The 18,365-nt window shown below is 43.3% G+C and carries 12 protein-coding genes; 9 read left to right on the top strand and 3 right to left on the bottom strand.

Annotation, left to right across the window (positions count from 1 at the left end; all coding sequences use genetic code 11):
- The first annotated feature begins 135 nt into the window (after window positions 1-135).
- On the top strand, window positions 136-1,701 hold the full coding sequence (gene ahpF, locus M3180_RS08605) for an alkyl hydroperoxide reductase subunit F (RefSeq protein ID WP_251666979.1): 1,566 nt from the start codon (window positions 136-138) through the stop codon (window positions 1,699-1,701).
- 160 nt (window positions 1,702-1,861) lie between these two features.
- The gene (locus M3180_RS08600; protein ID WP_251666978.1) at window positions 1,862-3,568 is read left to right on the top strand and encodes a WG repeat-containing protein; all 1,707 of its coding nucleotides are present in this window, start codon (window positions 1,862-1,864) and stop codon (window positions 3,566-3,568) included.
- Window positions 3,569-3,689: 121 nt separating this feature from the next.
- Here M3180_RS08600 and M3180_RS08595 read toward each other — a convergent pair whose 3' ends face one another.
- Complete coding sequence (locus M3180_RS08595; RefSeq protein WP_251666977.1) at window positions 3,690-6,017, bottom strand: helix-turn-helix domain-containing protein; 2,328 nt, start codon at window positions 6,015-6,017, stop codon at window positions 3,690-3,692.
- Between the two features lie 148 nt (window positions 6,018-6,165).
- Here M3180_RS08595 and M3180_RS08590 point away from each other — a divergent pair, with 148 nt between their 5' ends.
- The 5 genes from M3180_RS08590 to M3180_RS08570 all read left to right on the top strand — a co-directional run bounded on the left by M3180_RS08590 (window position 6,166) and on the right by M3180_RS08570 (window position 13,041).
- Window positions 6,166-7,671: an extracellular solute-binding protein gene (locus M3180_RS08590; protein WP_251666976.1), complete on the top strand. Its 1,506-nt coding sequence runs from the start codon at window positions 6,166-6,168 to the stop codon at window positions 7,669-7,671.
- Window positions 7,672-7,970: 299 nt separating this feature from the next.
- Complete coding sequence (locus M3180_RS08585; RefSeq protein WP_251666975.1) at window positions 7,971-9,521, top strand: extracellular solute-binding protein; 1,551 nt, start codon at window positions 7,971-7,973, stop codon at window positions 9,519-9,521.
- Window positions 9,522-9,619: 98 nt separating this feature from the next.
- Entirely contained in the window at window positions 9,620-10,564 is a 945-nt protein-coding gene (locus M3180_RS08580; RefSeq protein WP_251666974.1) for an ABC transporter permease, read from the top strand.
- Window positions 10,565-10,585: 21 nt separating this feature from the next.
- A complete protein-coding gene (locus M3180_RS08575; RefSeq protein WP_251666973.1) occupies window positions 10,586-11,461 on the top strand; it encodes a carbohydrate ABC transporter permease in 876 nt (291 codons plus the stop codon).
- A gap of 470 nt (window positions 11,462-11,931) precedes the next feature.
- Window positions 11,932-13,041 (top strand): glycoside hydrolase family 88/105 protein, encoded by a 1,110-nt coding sequence (locus tag M3180_RS08570; protein ID WP_251666972.1) that lies wholly within the window; start codon window positions 11,932-11,934, stop codon window positions 13,039-13,041.
- Window positions 13,042-13,317: 276 nt separating this feature from the next.
- Here M3180_RS08570 and M3180_RS08565 read toward each other — a convergent pair whose 3' ends face one another.
- A complete protein-coding gene (locus tag M3180_RS08565) occupies window positions 13,318-14,172 on the bottom strand; it encodes an RNA polymerase sigma-70 factor (protein WP_251666971.1) in 855 nt (284 codons plus the stop codon).
- A 4-nt stretch (window positions 14,173-14,176) separates the two neighbouring features.
- Window positions 14,177-15,439, bottom strand: coding sequence for a phytoene desaturase family protein (locus M3180_RS08560; RefSeq protein ID WP_251666970.1), 1,263 nt, complete (start codon window positions 15,437-15,439; stop codon window positions 14,177-14,179).
- A 758-nt stretch (window positions 15,440-16,197) separates the two neighbouring features.
- Here M3180_RS08560 and M3180_RS08555 point away from each other — a divergent pair.
- Both M3180_RS08555 and M3180_RS08550 read left to right on the top strand, forming a co-directional pair.
- On the top strand, window positions 16,198-17,700 hold the full coding sequence (locus tag M3180_RS08555; RefSeq protein WP_251666969.1) for a malate:quinone oxidoreductase: 1,503 nt from the start codon (window positions 16,198-16,200) through the stop codon (window positions 17,698-17,700).
- A 122-nt stretch (window positions 17,701-17,822) separates the two neighbouring features.
- The gene (locus tag M3180_RS08550; RefSeq protein ID WP_251666968.1) at window positions 17,823-18,272 is read left to right on the top strand and encodes a DUF1801 domain-containing protein; all 450 of its coding nucleotides are present in this window, start codon (window positions 17,823-17,825) and stop codon (window positions 18,270-18,272) included.
- Window positions 18,273-18,365: the final 93 nt, after the last annotated feature.

Raw genomic sequence — 18,365 nt, 5'->3', positions numbered from 1 at the left:
CGCTCTATTTTTAATAAATTCTGTATTTATACATTTATTATAGATTCTATTATACAACTTCAGAAAAAGAGAGGTGAATAACTGCGCAAGCAGGATAGATGGTTCCCATCTATACCCGCACAGGCAGTAACGCATATGGTATTAGACAATCAAATAAAAGCGCAGTTGCAGCAATACTTGACCATGCTGGAAGGCGATTTGGTCATAAAAGTAAGCGCAGGTGATGATAAGACTTCTCAGGATATGCTAGAGTTAGTAACTGAGCTAGAGAAGATGTCTTCGCGAATTACAGTAGAACGTGTGCAGCTAGAACGCACACCAAGCTTTAGCATTAATAAAGCAGGTCAGGATTCAGGAGTTGTGTTTGCAGGACTGCCATTAGGTCATGAATTCACATCCCTAGTACTTGCTTTACTTCAGGTTAGTGGCCGTGCACCGAAGGTAGAAGAATCGGTCATTAAGCGCATCCAAGCGATTAAAGAACCAATGCATTTTGAAACGTTTGTAAGCTTAACATGCCATAACTGTCCGGATGTCGTTCAAGCTTTGAACATCATGTCTGTACTGAACCCGAATATTTCGCACGTAATGGTTGAAGGCGGAACATTCCAGGATGAAGTGAAGTCAAGAGATATTATGGCAGTACCAACGGTCTTCTTAAACGGTGAAAGCTTTGCCAACGGCCGTATGGAAATCGAGGATATTTTAGCGAAGCTAGGCAGCTCATCTGACGGCTCAGAGTTCGCGAACGTGGAGCCTTTTGATGTGCTTGTTGTAGGCGGCGGGCCTGCAGGCTCTAGCGCAGCGATATATTCCGCTCGTAAAGGTCTTCGTACAGGTATTGTAGCTGATCGCTTCGGTGGTCAAGTCAATGATACATTGTCGATCGAGAACATCATTGGTACAAAAGCTACTGAGGGTCCAAAGTTTGTTGCAAGCTTAGAAGGCCACGTATCTGACTACGATATCGATGTAATGAGATCTCAGCGTGCAGCGAAAATTGAGCGTAAAGAGATGGTAGAGGTTACTCTCGAGAATGGTGCGGTATTAAAGGGAAAAACGGTTGTCCTTGCAACAGGTACGCGTTATCGTGAGCTTGGTGTTCCTGGCGAACAAGAGTACAAAAATAAAGGTGTAGCATACTGCCCACACTGTGATGGACCGATCTTCAAAGGGCAGCGTGTCGCTGTCGTTGGTGGAGGTAACTCCGGTGTTGAGGCTGCCATCGATCTTGCGGGCATTGTAAAGCATGTTACCTTGCTGCAGCATCGTGATGAGCTAAAAGCCGATAAAGTACTACAGGAGCGTCTGCGCAGCTTACCGAACGTCACTGTACTGTTGAATGCTTCTACTCAAGAAATTACAGGTACAGATAAAGTGAACGGCTTAACGTACCTCGATAAGACGACAGGTGAAACACACCACGTCGAGCTGGAAGGTGTATTCGTACAGATCGGTCTATTGCCGAACACAGAGTTTTTACAAGGTTCTATTGACTTAACACCATATGGTGAAGTCATTGTTGATAAGAAAGGCGCAACAAGCATGCCGGGCGTATTTGCCGCAGGAGATTGCACAGATACTGTCTATAAGCAAATCGTCATCTCTATGGGATCTGGTGCAACAGCAGCGTTGGCTGCATTCGATTATATGATCCGCAATACAGCGGTAGCGCCTGAACAAGAAACGGTTACCGTCTAACATTATCGTTTTAACCATTGCGGTTAGCTCTCCCTATTCATCCTTCGTGATGTATGAGGGAGAGCTTTTTTACTTTTTATTGGATAGCTGAAAAACTACTTTAGTATTAAAATAAAGGAGTACTACATACGGACACAATTCAAAACAAGGAGAGAGCAGCATGAGAAAAGTCATTAGTTTATGGTTATGCATAACGGTTTTTCTAGGGATAGCTACTACGGGAGGTGTCAGCGCACAAGAGGCTGATCACTATGCTATAGAGCCGCAATATAGCTATATTCCTCATTACAATTATGATTTCAATGCATTTAACGAAGGCCTTGCATGGGTGAGGCTAACAAAGTCAGGTGATCTTGGCGTCATTGATCGCTCGGGTGAAGTACTATTTTCAGGCTACAGCATTAGCCCATATTCTTTCACAACCTATGTGTACAGTGAGGGCTTATCTCGAGTGAAGGACGATGCAGGGAAGTGGGTCTATGTTGATACAACAGGTAAGGTTGTACTGAAAACGACATATGACAACGTGCTTAACTTTAGAGAAGGTCTAGCAGCTGTCAGTAAAAATGGAAAATGGGGATTTATCGATCGGACAGGTAAAGAGATCATAAAACCACAATATGTTGAAGTGAGAGATGATGACGGTTACGGGATTCACTCCGGTACCGCAGGCTTTTACGAGGGACTAGCTGCTGTTAGCAAGAATGGTAAATGGGGCTATATCGATCACACAGGTAAAGAGGTGATCTCTCTAAAGTACGATTGGGCATTTAATTTCTACGAAGGCTTAGCTGTTGTAAGCAAAAACAACAAATGGGGCTATATTAATCAAGCTGGTAAGGAAGTCATTCCGATTAAATATGATGAAGCAGATAGCTTTAGCGAAGGATTAGGCAGAGTACTGGTACCTAATAAAAATTATTATCACTGGGCTTTCTTAGATAAGAGTGGAAAGATAGTGCTAGATTTCAAAAATAAATATGACTTCATAAGATCCTTTAAAGAAGGAATAGCGGTTGCTACCTATGTTGACCGTCAATATAATGATGGCACAGCACTTGTAGATAAAAGTGGAAAGGTTATTGCTGATCTTGGCAGCAAGTACTATGAAGTAAAAGATTTCAGTGAAGGCTTAGCTTATGTTTATGCTAATCATAAGGAAGGCTTTATCGATCGTACAGGTAAAGAAGTGATCAAGCCGATCTATAAGCATGTGAACGGCGCATCGAATGGTTTAATTGGATTCTCATTAGATGAGAGCAGCAATAGCTACGGCTTTATGTATAATCCTATTGATCAACCTTCAACATGGGCACAGTCTGAAGTTAAAAAGGCAAGAGCGATGAATATCATACCGTTAGCTATTGATTATGGCTACCAAAACGAAATTACACGAGCAGAATTTAGCAAGCTGGCGCTTCGTTTATTAATGGTGGCACAGGGGCAATCGATGGACGAGCTGCTCAGTAATTCTAGCAAGAACAACCAATCTAAGCTTATCCAAGATACCTATGATGCTGAAGTATTAGCGGCCTATTCACTTGGTATCATCACTGGAAAAGGGAATGACAAGCTTGATCCGCAAGGTCTAATTACGCGCCAGGAGGCAGCGATAATGATTGCTCGTGTCGCGAAGTCACTCCATATGCCTGAGCAGAGCAAAAAAGTTACATTTGCGGACGATAAAAGCATTGCAAGCTGGGCAAAGGAAGCCGTTGCGTATATTTCCTCGATCAAGGATACATCGAACAATTCAGCGGTTATGAGCAGTGTAGGCAATAGCAAGTTTGCTCCAAAGTCTACCTACACGAAGCAGCAAGCGATTATCTCGATGAAGCGATTGCTTAATAGTTATCAGCTTAAGTAATAATTGTTCAGTACCGCAAACGATAAACATGCAAATATATGAAGCAGGGACCCATCCAATCCGGAATGGGTCCTTTTTCCTGAACGGAAATTACGTAAATATCCTCCTACCACCTGCTGTGCTACACCACTCGATCCTCCTGCGATTTATACTTATCCCGATACTGACCTGGCGTCATTCCTTCTAGCTTACGGAATGAGCGAATAAAGTTTTGTGAGTTATTGTAGCGCAGCTTTGCTGCAATATCCTTAATCGGCATGTCGTTTTCGGACAACCATTTCTTAGCCATCTTGAAGCGATACATCGTTAAGTAATCGCTAAAGGATACATTTGTTTCTTTTCTGAACACACTGCTTAAATAATTCGCATTATAGTGCAGACGTGAAGCACATTCCTCTAGCGTCAGATCAGTATCGTAATAGCGCTGTACTAGATCGATGATTTTCTCAGACAGCTTATGATACTGCTCTTCCTGCCGATCACGATAGATCACAATGAGCGGATGAATAACGACCTTCCAGAACCAACGCTCAATTTCTTGCTTGTGCTGAATTTTAAGCAGCTGCTCCAGCAGCGAGCCATGATGATGCTTTAGCTGTTTAATCGTAATGCCCGATTCTTGCATCATCATTACTAGATTATTAAGCAACCTCGTTAGCGGGAACTGAAACTCCTGTGGTGATCGATCAGTCTGAAAGATAGTGGACAGTAGCTGTAGTAAATGCTCTCTAGCCCGATCTTCCTCGGCCACCTTAATCGCATCAAGCAATTCATTCTCCAGCTGCTGAGGATAATTAAGCTGAAGAACATGCCGGTTTTCACTGAGCTGATCATATTGAATAATAATGCCTTCGCCTAGTATCATACGATGCTTCAACGCATCCAGACCCTCACGATAAGCAGCACTAAAGCCGCTCAGCTCATAGAACGGCGTACTAATGCCGATGCTAATCTGCAAATTCAACAGCTGCTTAATTTGCTGCTGCAATGATTCGGTCAAACTATACTGTAACGTATGAAAGCTTTCAGCCTCTGTTGATGGAGAGCCGATTACCGTCACAACGCTTTGATCTAGAATAACGGAAGCGAGACGCTGCTCTGCTGGAATAAATTCTTCGACAACGTTATGCAGTGCAAACAATAGCAGATCGATATCTTTGATCGAATGACTGCTTGATGGGTGAAAGTCTATCTGAATCGTAATCGCCGCCATCGTATTCCAGCTTTCCAGCTGGCTCGAGTAGCCAAACTGCTTCAGCTGAGCACGAATCTCGAAAGGTTTGATCTGCCCTTGGTACGCTTTCATAAAAAATAAGGTGCGTACTTGATGGATATGCTGCTGCAGCTGATGCTCCAGCTCTGATTTGGATTGAAACAGATCATGAACACGGTCACTAATAAGCTGAAATTCATTGGAGCTTTGCTGCTGGCTGCGATAACCGAGCTCTTTAACGCCAATCTGCTGCAGCAGACGACGTATTGGGCTGTAAAACTGTTTTGTGCCTAGCCATACAAGCACGATGCATAGCACAATGAGACCCATACAAATATACAAGGTGTACATCCCGATTTTTTTCGATTCAGCGGTCAACGCCTCAATGGAGGAGATCGACATATATGTCCAGCCCGTAACCGGCGATTTATAATAGGTGACCGCGGAGTTCATATCTTGAATGAGTGCATCGTACTGCCCACTCGTCTCCGTTAGCTTGCTAGCATCAATACCTGCTGCTTCAACCGATTGTCCAATAAGCGTTTGATCATTATGAATGATCATGTTGAGTTGATCGTCAAATATGATTACACTAGAGCTAGAGTCAATATTTTGCTCCACCATTTCTTGCAGGCTGCAGGTTGGAATGGTAGCTAGAGCAAGACCATACGTATCGATGCTGTTAGCAGGCAGCTGCTTAACGAGCGTCATATTGTATGGACACACCGCCGTATTTCTCGCAAACTCCTCACTATAGAACAAATACGATGGCGTTAACACCCACGAAGAATATTCAGGCAGCTCCATTAGCTCAAGCAGCTGTTCGCTATATTCGTATTGATCGAGATCGTAAAGTCCAGAGTTTTTTACTAGCCATTGATGGCGCTGGTTTAGCAAGATCACATCTTCCAGCTTCGTATCGAATGATTGCATGTGACGAATTTCATTCCGAAGGTCATCATATAGCATAAAATCCGCTGCGGTTAACGATTGAGACATCGCCCGTTTCAGAACGGTTGAGGCGAGCACCTGATTCATCGTATGGTTGACAGTCGTTAATTTCTGCTCTACATTTGAATTAATTTGCATAATCAACTGCTTTTTACCCTCATTAACATTTTTTTGAATCTCATTCGTCGAGGTCACATAGGCAAAAATTCCGATAAATATAACCGGTATTGTGCTAAGTAAGCATCCGAAGATCGTTAGCTTAGCAAAGTAGTTTAATGATCGCATCGCATCTCAACACCTTATCAATGATAGGAAGAATGTTATTAGCATTATTTTAGTAAACGCATACATTTTATACAATAATCATATCACTCATCTATAATCATTATCTCACTTTTACAATAAATTTCCAATAAATAAAGGGGGAATGACAATGATACAGCACAATTGCTCCATCCGTACTGCCGCAAGATTAGGATTGCTGCTATTAATCGTTGCACTCTTAAGTGGTTGTGCTGCTTCTGCTGTAACTTCCAAGGTCGACGATACAAAGCCTACCGAAATATCCATTATGGCACCGTTGCATTTCCCTCACTCGCCAAGCGAGGAAAGTGTGGCATTGCTCGAGGAGCTGACAAGCACTAAGCTGGAGCTGTCATGGGTGCCTGATGGGATTTACTCCGATAAAATGAACACCGCGTTGACAACAAACTCATTAAAAAAGGTTATGTTTGTAAAATATATTGATTATCTCTCCGTAAAAAATTCGGTTCGAACAGGTGCCTTTTGGGAGATCGGCCCTTATCTTGAGCAGTTTCCTAATCTTAAACAGCTTGACCGTGATATATTGGCTCAGACTGCCGTGGATGATAAGATATACGGTCTGTATACCGAGCGACAATCGTCTCGTCAAGGCATTATTCTACGCAAGGATTGGCTTAACCAGCTCGGCTTGAAGGAGCCCTCAACCATCGATGAGCTGTATAATATCCTTTATGCCTTTACATATGAGGATCCCGATAATAATGGCAAGCATGACACGATTGGACTGACTGATCGTAATGACTTGATCTATGGTGCATTTAAAACATTAAGCTCTTACTTTGGTACACCGAATAACTGGGAGCTGACAGAAAACAGCTTTATACCGGAATTCGAAACGCAGGGCTATCTTGATACAATGAATTTTATGAAGAAGCTATATGATGAAAAGCTGATCAATGTAGACTTTCCCGTGACGAGCAAGGATGTACAGCGAGAGCTGCTTATTCGTGGTCATGCCGGCGTGTACATCGGCGCAATGACTGATGTGCAGCGACTATATGAAGAAGCGAAGCAGTTTAATGAGCAGGTGGAATTTACGATCGTCAACCGAATTGAAGGACCGTTAGGCTACCGTATATGGTCGATTCCTAACTTTAATGGGCTGTATCTATTCTCGAAAAAAGCCATCCCTACTGAGGAGGAGCTGCTTAAGGTGTTGTCCTTCTTCGACCGTACGATGGATGCTGATGTAGCCCATTTATTGCATTACGGCATACTTGATAAGCATTATTATGTAGAAAATGATAAAGTGATCTTGCCTGAGGAGCTGGCAGCGCTACGCACGAAAGAGGTTAATGCACTGTATTCCTTAATGATCGCAGATTTGGGTAACGATAATCTTATGGAGGTCGCTCAGCAGCATCATATGTGGAGCTATGCTGAGCAATTAGTGGAGGACAATAATCAGTTTATTGTGCCTGATCCGACGGTTGGTCTAGAATCGATGACCTATGATGAGCGTGGAGTTGAGCTTTATAAAATTATCTCAGACGCCACGTACAATTATATTTTAGGTTCAATTAATGAGGAGGGCTTCAAGCAGCAGGTTGAGCTATGGCGTAAAAATGGCGGAAATAAAATTATTGCAGAGTATACGGCAAACCACTTTAACTAGCGTATAACGATGAATTTATATAAACAGCTGCAGGGTGAAAGGATGATCGCCATGCTGCTGTTTTTTGTTTAAATTCAGCGTGAGAATGTAGCGTTAACGCGATAAATTGCTAGATGCTTCGACTAAGGTGTCATTATCATCTGCCATAATCATTAGCTCATATGCAGTCTTTTAAGCCGCAGTATGAACAAATGATTGTTTCCGCACTCCAACTCATGATGTTACGTTTAAGCTGTTCCAAGTAAACAAACGATGGGACAGGTTTCATCTATATCAATCTAAAATGGAGGTCATGATGTATGAAAAGAAAGCCGGCCGTTGTTCTACTAAGTACTTTGGTAGCGCTTACGATGGTGTTAAGCGCATGTGGAGGGAATAGCAATAAAGGTACGAATGCAACGTCTACACCAAATTCATCAACGAGCACAAACGGCAACAATGATAACTCATCAGAGACACCAGCAAAGCCAACTGAGATTACAATAATGCTACCGCTAAACGTTGCTGAAACACCGCCTGACACAATTAAAAATGAGGTTGAAAAGCTAACGAATACGAAGCTGACCTATCAGTTTTTTCCAGCTGATACGTATGAGGAAAAGCTGAATGCATCCTTCGCTACGGGCTCGCTGCCACAGGTTGTTTATTTGAAAAACCAGGCAACCTTTATGCAAATGAAGGAAGCGATTCGTGATGGACAGTTCTGGGAAATCGGACCTTATCTTGAGGAGTTCCCTAACTTAAACAAATTAAAGCCTGAAATTTTGAACAATACGAAGGTGGATGGCAAGCTGTATTCCTTATATATTGGCCGCCCACTGGCACGTCAAGGGATCATTTATCGTAAAGACTGGGCAGATAATCTTGGTCTAGAAGCTCCGAAAACAGTGGATGATCTGTATGAGATGATTGAGAAGTTTACGAAAGCGGATCCAGATGGCAACAACGTTGACGATACGATTGGTTTAGCAGATCGTAATGATCTAGTCTATGGTGCCTTCAAAACAGTTGCTTCTTGGTTCGGTACGCCAACGAATTGGGGCGAGAAGGATGGACAGCTGCTGCCTGAATTTATGTTCGAGGAATACGTTCAAGCTATGGATTATATTAAAAAAATCCGTGATAACGGCTTAATGAACGTAGACTTTGCTGGAACAAGTAAAACGGATCAGGTTGCTTTGTTCACTAGCGGTAAAGCAGGTGTATATATCGGTTCGATGCAGGACATTAACTCCTTAGATAAAGACCTAGTTAAGAACGTTCCGGATGCCAATGCGAGTGTGCATGCGTTAGTTGAAGGTCCAGGCGGTAATGTATCGACATGGGCGATTCCTGGCTATAACAACGTCGTGTTGTTCCCGAAAACGGCAATTAAAGACGAGGCAGAGCTAAAAAGCGTTCTAGCGTACTTCGATGCCATGATGACTCCTGAAGTGGCGAACATGATGTATTGGGGAATTGAAGGTGTTCACTATACCGTTGAAGACGGTAAAGCAAAGGCATCTGATGACAAAGAGCTAACAGAGCGCGAAGTGAAAGGCTTTAGAGATAGTGTTATCGGTGAACCAGAAACGAATGGTCAGCTGGAAGCTTATATTGATTTGGAAGCAAGAAAGCTTGCTGAACAATTCGTAGTAGACAATGAAAAAGTTGCGATCCATGATCCAACAGCTGCTCTAGACTCTGCGACATTTGCAGAGAAGGGCACACAGCTTCAGGAGCTTATTAATGATGCGACCTACAAATACATGTACGGTTCTATTGATCGCGCTGGTTTTGATGCGGCGATTGAGGATTGGAAATCTCGCGGTGGTCAGCAAATTATCGATGAATTTAATGCAGCGAAATAGTAGCCAGACATAGCAGCGCAGGCTAGGAAGGTAGAGGGGCTAGGCATAGTGAGCTTATGCCCTTCTCTTCCTCTCGAATATGGAAGGAGAGAAGTACGATGCAGGAAGCTACAGTAGAGCGCATCCCGATCGCAGCGGGCAGTGAACGAAAAAAGAGAATATGGCGCAACAAATGGTTGTACGTCATGATTGCCCCTGGAATTCTGTATTTTTTAATATTTAAATATATACCGATGTTTGGACTAGTGATAGCCTTTCAGGATTTTAAGCCGTTCTTTGGATTTACGGGAAGTGAGTGGGTAGGCTTCAAGCATTTCACCCGACTGTTTACAGAGCCTGACTTCTTAAATATATTATCGAATACGTTAATACTGTTTGGTATGAATCTATTGTTTTATTTTCCGGTGCCTATCATATTAGCGTTAATGCTCAATGAGGTACGGATTAACTTCTTTAAGCGATTATTTCAATCATTAGTTTATTTGCCGCACTTTCTATCCTGGGTCATTATCGTATCGATTAGCTTTGTTATGCTTACGATGGATGGCGGGATAATTAATGAGTTGATTGTGTTACTTGGATTCGAAAAAGTCAATTTCCTCCTTAGCAATGAATGGTTCAGACCAGTCTATATCATACAGGTGATATGGCGTGAAGCAGGGTGGGGAACGATTATATATTTGGCAGCGATTGCATCGGTTGATCCACAGCTCTATGAAGCTGCACGCATGGACGGTGCCTCTCGTATGAGACAAGTATGGCATATTACGCTGCCAGCGATACGCAGCGTTATTATCGTACTGCTCATTTTGAAAATTGGTGACGTGCTGGAGCTTGGCTTTGAGCATGTGTATCTGCTGCTTAACTCAATGAATCGCGATGTGGCTGAGATTATTGATACCTATGTCTATACAGCTGGGGTACGTCAGGGGCAATTTAGCTATAGTACAGCCATCGGCTTCTTTAAATCATTGGTTGGCCTAGTGCTCGTCATGTTCGCAAATTATTTAGCGAAGAAAATGGGCGAAGAAGGCGTTTATTAATTTGGCTGAGGAGGGGACCTCATGATTGAGGATCGTACGTTAAATGGTCGCATATTTGCCACCGTCAATTATTTGCTGCTTTCGATTATTGCATTGTTAACGGTGCTGCCTTTTATGCACGTCGTCGCAGGTTCATTCACAACAAGTGCGGAGCTCGCGGTCAAACGATTTATTCTTATACCGACGGAATGGAGCTTTGAGGCATATCGCTTTATCTTCTCGACCAATACCATATTTAAAGCGATGGGTGTTTCCGTTGGAGTTACGTTTTTCGGTACTTTATTCAGCATGCTAATTACATCATTAATGGCCTATGGTCTAGCAAGACGTGATCTTGATGGCCGTAAGTATATTATGTTTTTAGTCGTATTTACGATGCTATTCAGCGGTGGTCTAATTCCAAGCTTCCTTGTTGTCAAGGAGATGGGGCTGATCGATAGTTACTTGGCTCTAATTATTCCATCTACGATTAGTGCATTTAATCTCATTATATTGAAGAACTTCTTTCAAAATATTCCGGAAGGGCTTGAGGAGTCCGCTAAAATCGATGGCTGTAACGATTTCGGTATTCTGTTCCGCATCGTATTGCCTTTATCCATGCCGGCCATTGCCACGCTATCGCTGTTCTATGCGGTAACGTACTGGAATACTTACTTGAGTGCCATTCTGTACTTGAATGACAGTGCGAAGTGGCCAATTCAAGTACTACTGCGTCAAATTGTTGTACTTGCCAGCGGCTTAGAATACAGTCCAGATCTCGATGCCTCCGTGCCTCCACCAGAGCAAACGGTGAAGATGGCCGTTATCGTCGTAGCGACGCTACCGATACTGTGCGTTTATCCGTTCTTGCAGAAGCATTTTGCGAAGGGGGCTATGCTAGGATCCATCAAAGGCTAGGGTTCGACTTTGATGACGATGTAACGCGTTGTAGCTTAGTCGACGGCGAATCTTGAACGCTAGCGAAAACTCCGTTGCTCACGTACCAGCACCGTACGCTGCGCTACTCGTTTTCTACTAGCGTCCAAGCTTCTTGGTCCTGAAAGCCGAACTTTTTTACCCTTATTGGAAGGGAAGTTCAGTTTATACAACTTTGATGACGATGTAATGTGCTGTAGCTTAGTCGACGTCGAATATGGGGTTCAACCGAAAGGTTATGTTTTGTAGTATGTTTTCTACGAAAAACATTTCAGGTGCTCACGTACCAATACCGTACGCTGCGCTACTCGTTTTCTACTTGCACCCAAGCTTCTTGGTACACACACAACAACTACAGCGGAGCTAATCCATCTCTAAAAGCGACCTCCTGACGAAGGAAGGTCCGAGCGTTAGAGATGAATTAGCGGAGCGCTGATTATAGGAGGTAACTAATGAATAGACAAACGGATTGGTCGCCCATTCAATGGGCGGAGTTTGCTTGTGATACGTTGATGGCACAGTATGTGCCTGAGGAGCTGCCGCCAGCTTATCGCTGGCATTACCATCAAGGGGTTTTTCTTTGCGGCATGGAGGAGGTACTGGAGCATAGTGGTGATGAGCGCTATGAGCAGTACATTAAGCGCTACGTCGACAAGCTTATTGATGCAGAGGGGAACTTCTACTTTGCGCGCGATGAGCTGGATGCAATCCAGCCTGGGCTGCTGCTGTTCCGACTGGCAGAGAAGTACAAGGGAGATCAGCGCTATAGCATTGCGGCTCGCAAGCTGCGTCATTTATTCGATACGCTCAATCAGACGAGCGAGGGAGGCTACTGGCATAAGGATAAATATCCGTACAATATGTGGCTGGATGGGCTATATATGGGCGGCGTATTTGCTTTGAAGTACGCTAATCAATATAACGATCCTGAGCTTCGAGATTTTGTATTTTTGCAGGAGAGGCTAATGCGTAGACATATGCGCGATGAGCAGACTGGACTGCTTTATCACGCATGGGATGAGAGCAAAAAGATGCCTTGGGCTAACCAAGAAACGGGCTGCTCACCAGAATTTTGGGCTCGATCATTAGGCTGGTATGGTTTAGCGCTCAGTCAATTCCTTGATGAATTGCCAGAATCAGATCCTCGCAATAAGCAGTGGGAACAGGCGCTTCAACAGTTTGTGCAAGCGATTATTCCTTACCAGGATGCTAAGACCGGACTCTGGTACCAGGTTGTAGACAAAGGCGAGCGAGAAGATAATTGGCTTGAAACGTCTGGTTCCTGCTTATTTGTATATGCGATCGCTAAAGCTTATCAGCGTGGCTTAGTTGAAGACGAGGCATTAGCAGTGGCCAAGAAGGGCTATCTTGGTCTGCTTGATGCGGTCATCGATGAGCAAGATCAGTTTGTGCTGCCACATATATGCATTGGAACGTCTGCAGGAGACTATGAGAACTATGTGACGCGTCCAACAAGCGAGAATGATCTTCATGGTGTAGGTGCCTTTGTATTAGCATCTGTTGAGTTGGAGAAAATCTTAGCAAGCGTGCCTAGTAAATAGTGAAAGATAGTGTACAGAATAAGAGTGATCGTTTATAGGTAAGATGCATACCGAACTTATAAAAAGAAATAAATAAAAAGAGTACCATGAGGAGCAATTCTGGTACTCTTTTGTGAAACAATAAATGAATGAAATGCGACAAATAGAAATAGCAAGAGCAGGTCTTAGATGATAGGCTCCCATTTAAGTAGACGATAGAAGCTTTAGTCCTCTATCGGCCTAACTGGAAGGGATTCATCACATTCTAAACTTCCTCTTGCTTTTTATCTGAATTTATCATCTTAGAGTAGGCAGCTTATCTGGGTTTAGCGTAATATACACTTCTTTTATAGTTATGTTCTGAATATAGAAGCTAATGACGCTTTGAAGAACATCATCGATATAGATGAGAATGGCAGGCTGAGCGTTGACGGTATTCACCTCAACATAGAAGTTATCTGGTGCCTTACTTATAATGCCAAATAAAAACGCAATAACATTGGAGCGGGAATGTATCGGACGTACGGCTGCGTGTACCTTTCCACCGCCGTCGGAAAAGAGCGTTACATTATCTGAGATTAGCTCCAGCAAAGCATCCATATTATGCATTTGAAACGCCTCAATAAACCGTAGAATGATCGAGCGATTACTTTCATAGTCTAAGCTTTCCCCTTCAACCGCGACCATTCTTTGCTTAGCACGACTGAATATTTTTCGGCAATTGTCCTCCTTTTTATCCAGCATGCCAGCGATCTCGCTATACGTGAAATCGAAAGCCTCCCTTAAAAGCAGAACGGCTCGCTCATCAGGTGATAAATGCTCCATCATCCGCAAATAAGCTATACTAAGACCTTCTCTCTGTAGAACGTACTCGGATGGATCGCCCTCAAGCATTAATGGCTCAGGATTCCATGGCCCTGTATAAATTTCTCTTTTATGACGTGCTGATTTTAATAGATCGAGACAGCGATTCGTCATCATTTTGCAGAGATAGGCTTTCTTGTTATCGACTAGCTCTTCTTCGATTTGATACGCTTTAAGAAAGGTTTCCTGTGCCATATCTTCAGCATCATTAGCCGAGCCTAGCAGTCGATAGCCTAGTGAAAACAACAGCGGCTTAAGCTGACGATATTCCTCATTACTAATTTGCACAAGATCACCTCATCTCTCGAATAATATGCTCTGCTGCTAACCTTCCACTGCTGACTGCGCCGTCTAACAGCATCGAGTGTGGGGAAGCCCAGTCTCCAGCAACATAGATTCCTGGAACAACAGCTAATGATTGTAATAATGGTGATTCCTCATTTGCCCGTGGTAATCGATGATTGACTGTGATGCTCGGCATAAACCGACTCGTAATGACTTCATTTTTCCAGCCCGGCTGTAGCCTTTCAATAAATTGCTCTAGCTCGCTTCTGACCTGCTCATTGTTAGCCTGTTCACCGGGGCGGAGATATTTTAAACAGTGCAGAACGATACTATCCCCATGCTCAGACAGCTTGGCATAAGAGGAATGAACGGCAAAGTATAACGGATCTGTAGTACTCATCGCAAACAATCGTTTCGGCTGCGGAAGCTTCGTTAACGCGACGTCTAGAGAGGCTGCTTTTATTGCTTTCATTGACGATAAATCATCGCGATACGGGTGTTCGACATCGAGCATTTGATTCAGTGCCTGTGGCTCCCCGGTATAGATCACGTGCTTCCCATATATAATTTCACCATTAGATAGTGTTAGCTTAAACCCATTCTTTTCATCTGTGCGAATCTGTTGCACATTACTTTCCTTCTTAATCTGTACATCTAATAGTACGGCCTTGTTGTGCAGCTGATCCACAAGTGATTGCCAGCCGCCATCGAGATACAGAACCTTTCCCAATGCAGTCTTTACTTGGGCAAGCATGACCTTGGCACTTATTATATCAGGAGCATGACAGTAAGAAGCGAGCCTTCCGAGCGCATATAGCAAGCCTTTTACCCTATCGGATCTTACATTCGACTCAATCCACTGCTCATACGATTGCTGTGGTACATCATCTATCTTCATGCTGCTCAGTCGCATTATAATCATCATCCATTCTTTGCGCTCTTTCCAGCTAAGATAAGAGGATGCCAGCAACCCAGATGCAGTGAAGGGTGCGGTATATGCATCATTCTGCTCGTAGATCTCTCCGCTTAGCTTAGGAGATCGACCATGCAGCTCGATACCTAAATGTTCGAGAATGGCTGCACCTTCTCCTTTTTTGTACACGGCATGAGGCCCCATATTAAAGTACTGTCCACTGATTTTCTTCGTTTGAGCTCTCCCACCAACGGATTTACTTTTCTCCAACATGAGCACCGATAGATTGCTTTTCGCTAAATAATGAGCGGCAGTATAGCCGGCTAGGCCTGTGCCGATGATGATGACATCCTTCATACATCAACGCCTCCTTTTAGTGGAAGTTAAATATGTTCGACTTTGATGACGATGTACTGCGCTGTAGCTTAGTCGACGGCGAATATGGGGTTCAACCGAAAACTGCGGTTCTCACGTACCAACACCGTACGCTGCGCTACTCGTTTTCTATTAACGTTCAATCCCCTTTGGTACACTAACATCAACTACAGCGAAGCTTACCATCTCTAAAGCGACCTCCTGACGAAGGAAGGTTCGAGCGTAGAGAAGGTTAAGCGAAGCGCTGAAAGCCAACCATATTTAACCTTTATTTTAATGGAAGTTAAATATGTTCGACTTTGATGACGACGCACTGCGTTGTAGCATAATCGACGGCGAATATGGGGCTCAACCGAAAACTCCGTTGCTCACGTACCAATACCGTACGCTGCGCTACTCGTTTTCTAGTTTCTCCCCATCTTCTTGGTCCTGAAATCCAACCATATTTAACCTTTATTTCACTATTACTAAAGATGAGACGATGAAGCAGAACTGTTTGTGACATACATATGGCATAAATTAGTACCTAAAACGGTGCGTCTTGCTATTTGCGTCTATTAAAACTAGTGCTACTATCATATAATAGAACATATGTTAATCTGTAAATAATAGTGATAAACTATAGTTAAGTGTTATCGGTCTAGAAAAGGTGTGTGACTAGGTCGCACTCTGCCTTGTATGAGCCTACGCAGGAGCGCCTACAACCTTTCTTCAAATCTTAGAGTGTAAGGACGGTTAAAATGAGTAACAGAGAGACGAAAACAGACGTTATTTTAATTGGTGCCGGAATTATGAGTGCGACACTAGGATCACTGCTAAAAGAATTAGTACCAGAATGGAATATTAAAGTGTTTGAGAAGCTGGAAGAGGCAGGAGCGGAAAGCTCGAACGAATGGAATAATGCCGGAACTGGGCATGCTGCACTTTGTGAGCTTAACTATACTGCTGAAAAGGCTGATGGTTCAATAGATATTAGTAAAGCAGTTAAAATCAATGAACAGTTTCTAGTTTCTAAGCAATTTTGGTCTTATCTTGTAAACAACAAACGAATCAGCAACCCTCAGGACTTCATTATGCCTCTGCCGCATATGAGCATGGTGCTTGGAGAAAAAAATGTTGCGTTTTTGAAAAAAAGATTTGAAGCGCTATCAAAGAATCCTTTATTTCAAGGTATGGAATATTCTGAACGTCGAGATCAGCTGGCGGAATGGTTTCCACTTATTATGGATGGACGCACATCAAATGAGCCGATTGCTGCGACTAAAATCGATTCGGGGACAGACGTCAATTTTGGTGCCTTGACCCGCATGCTGTTCGACCATTTGAAAAGCAAAGACGTTGCTATCCACTACAAGCACAGCGTCAATGATATGAAGCGTACAAGTGATGGCTTATGGGAGCTGAAGGTCCGTAATATGGAGAGCGGCACCGTTGAGCGTCATCAAGCGAAATTCGTATTTATAGGTGCGGGCGGAGGAAGCTTGCACTTGCTGCAAAAGTCAGGCATTCCTGAAGGCAAGCATATTGGTGGATTCCCGGTAAGCGGATTGTTTATGGTGTGCAACAACCAAGAAATTGTTGAGCAGCATCACGCCAAGGTGTACGGAAAAGCTAAAGTTGGAGCACCACCAATGTCCGTGCCACATCTGGACACTAGATATATTAACAACAAGAAGTCATTGCTGTTTGGGCCTTTTGCGGGCTTCTCGCCAAAGTTTCTTAAAACTGGCTCGATGTTTGATCTTGTTACATCCATTAAGCCGCACAATGTCACAACGATGCTTGCTGCTGGCGTGAAGGAAATGGCGCTTACGAAATACTTGATCCAACAAGTGATGCTCTCTAATGAGAAGCGTTTAGAGGAGCTGCGTGAATTTATTCCTAACGCAAAGCTTGAGGATTGGGGTATTGTTGTAGCCGGTCAGCGTGTGCAGGTCATTAAGGATACAGAGGCTGGCGGTAAAGGCACCCTTCAGTTCGGGACAGAGGTAATTAGCGCTGAGGATGGCTCTATTGCTGCCTTGCTTGGAGCATCTCCAGGTGCTTCAACTGCTGTGCAAGTTATGGTTGATGTCATTCATCGTTGCTTCCCGCAGCACGTGAAAGAGTGGGAGCCGAAGCTGAAGGAAATGATTCCATCATACGGATTATCCGTGCTGGAGCATCCAGAGCTGCTGCAAAAGTTAGAAAGCTCAACGTCACGTTCTCTAGGTCTTGTAAGCAACCAACCGGCAAAGCTTTAGTAACGTAATTATTCATATGTAGTATTTTGGGATAAATAAAGGAAATAAATAGAATGATACGAAAAGAAGCATAATGGCTGACAGGCATTTTGCTTCTTTTTGTTTACTGCCGAGGAGGGCTAATGATGAAAGAAGAATTGATGGAACAGATCGATGAAAAGTGGAAAGAAAGCTTTGTACAGCTTGTAGATACGGTGGAGCGTCATATTCCAGAAGGCTTTGAGCAGGTATCCCAATATGGGGGGATCGGGTTTGTTGTTCCCTTAACTACGTATGCTCAAGGCTATCATTGTACGCCAAACACACCACTTCCGTTTATTAGTATCGTTGCACAAAAGCGACATCTCGCATTGTACCATATGGGTGTATATGCGGATCCTGAGCTCCTTACATGGTTTCAAGAGGAATATGCAAAGATTATGCCAACTAAATTAAATATGGGTAAAAGCTGTATTCGGTTTACGAATCCAAACAAAATTCCTTATTCATTAATTGGTGAGCTAGCTTCAAAAATGACTCCTGAGCAGTGGATTAACCTTTATGAAGGTGAACGGAATAAGCTGCTCTCGTAACGATTAACATATTAATTAATGTGCTACGTTACTTTCAAAAGCTGTACTTTAATTGACGCGTGCTAACGACTTCGCTAAAATAAGAAAAAATTA

The sequence above is a fragment of the Paenibacillus camelliae genome (genome assembly GCF_023715345.1).
In the GTDB taxonomy this organism is placed as follows: domain Bacteria; phylum Bacillota; class Bacilli; order Paenibacillales; family Paenibacillaceae; genus Pristimantibacillus; species Pristimantibacillus camelliae.
The sequence above is the reverse complement of the archived record's forward strand: the minus strand, read 5'-3'. Positions and strand labels throughout refer to the sequence as shown.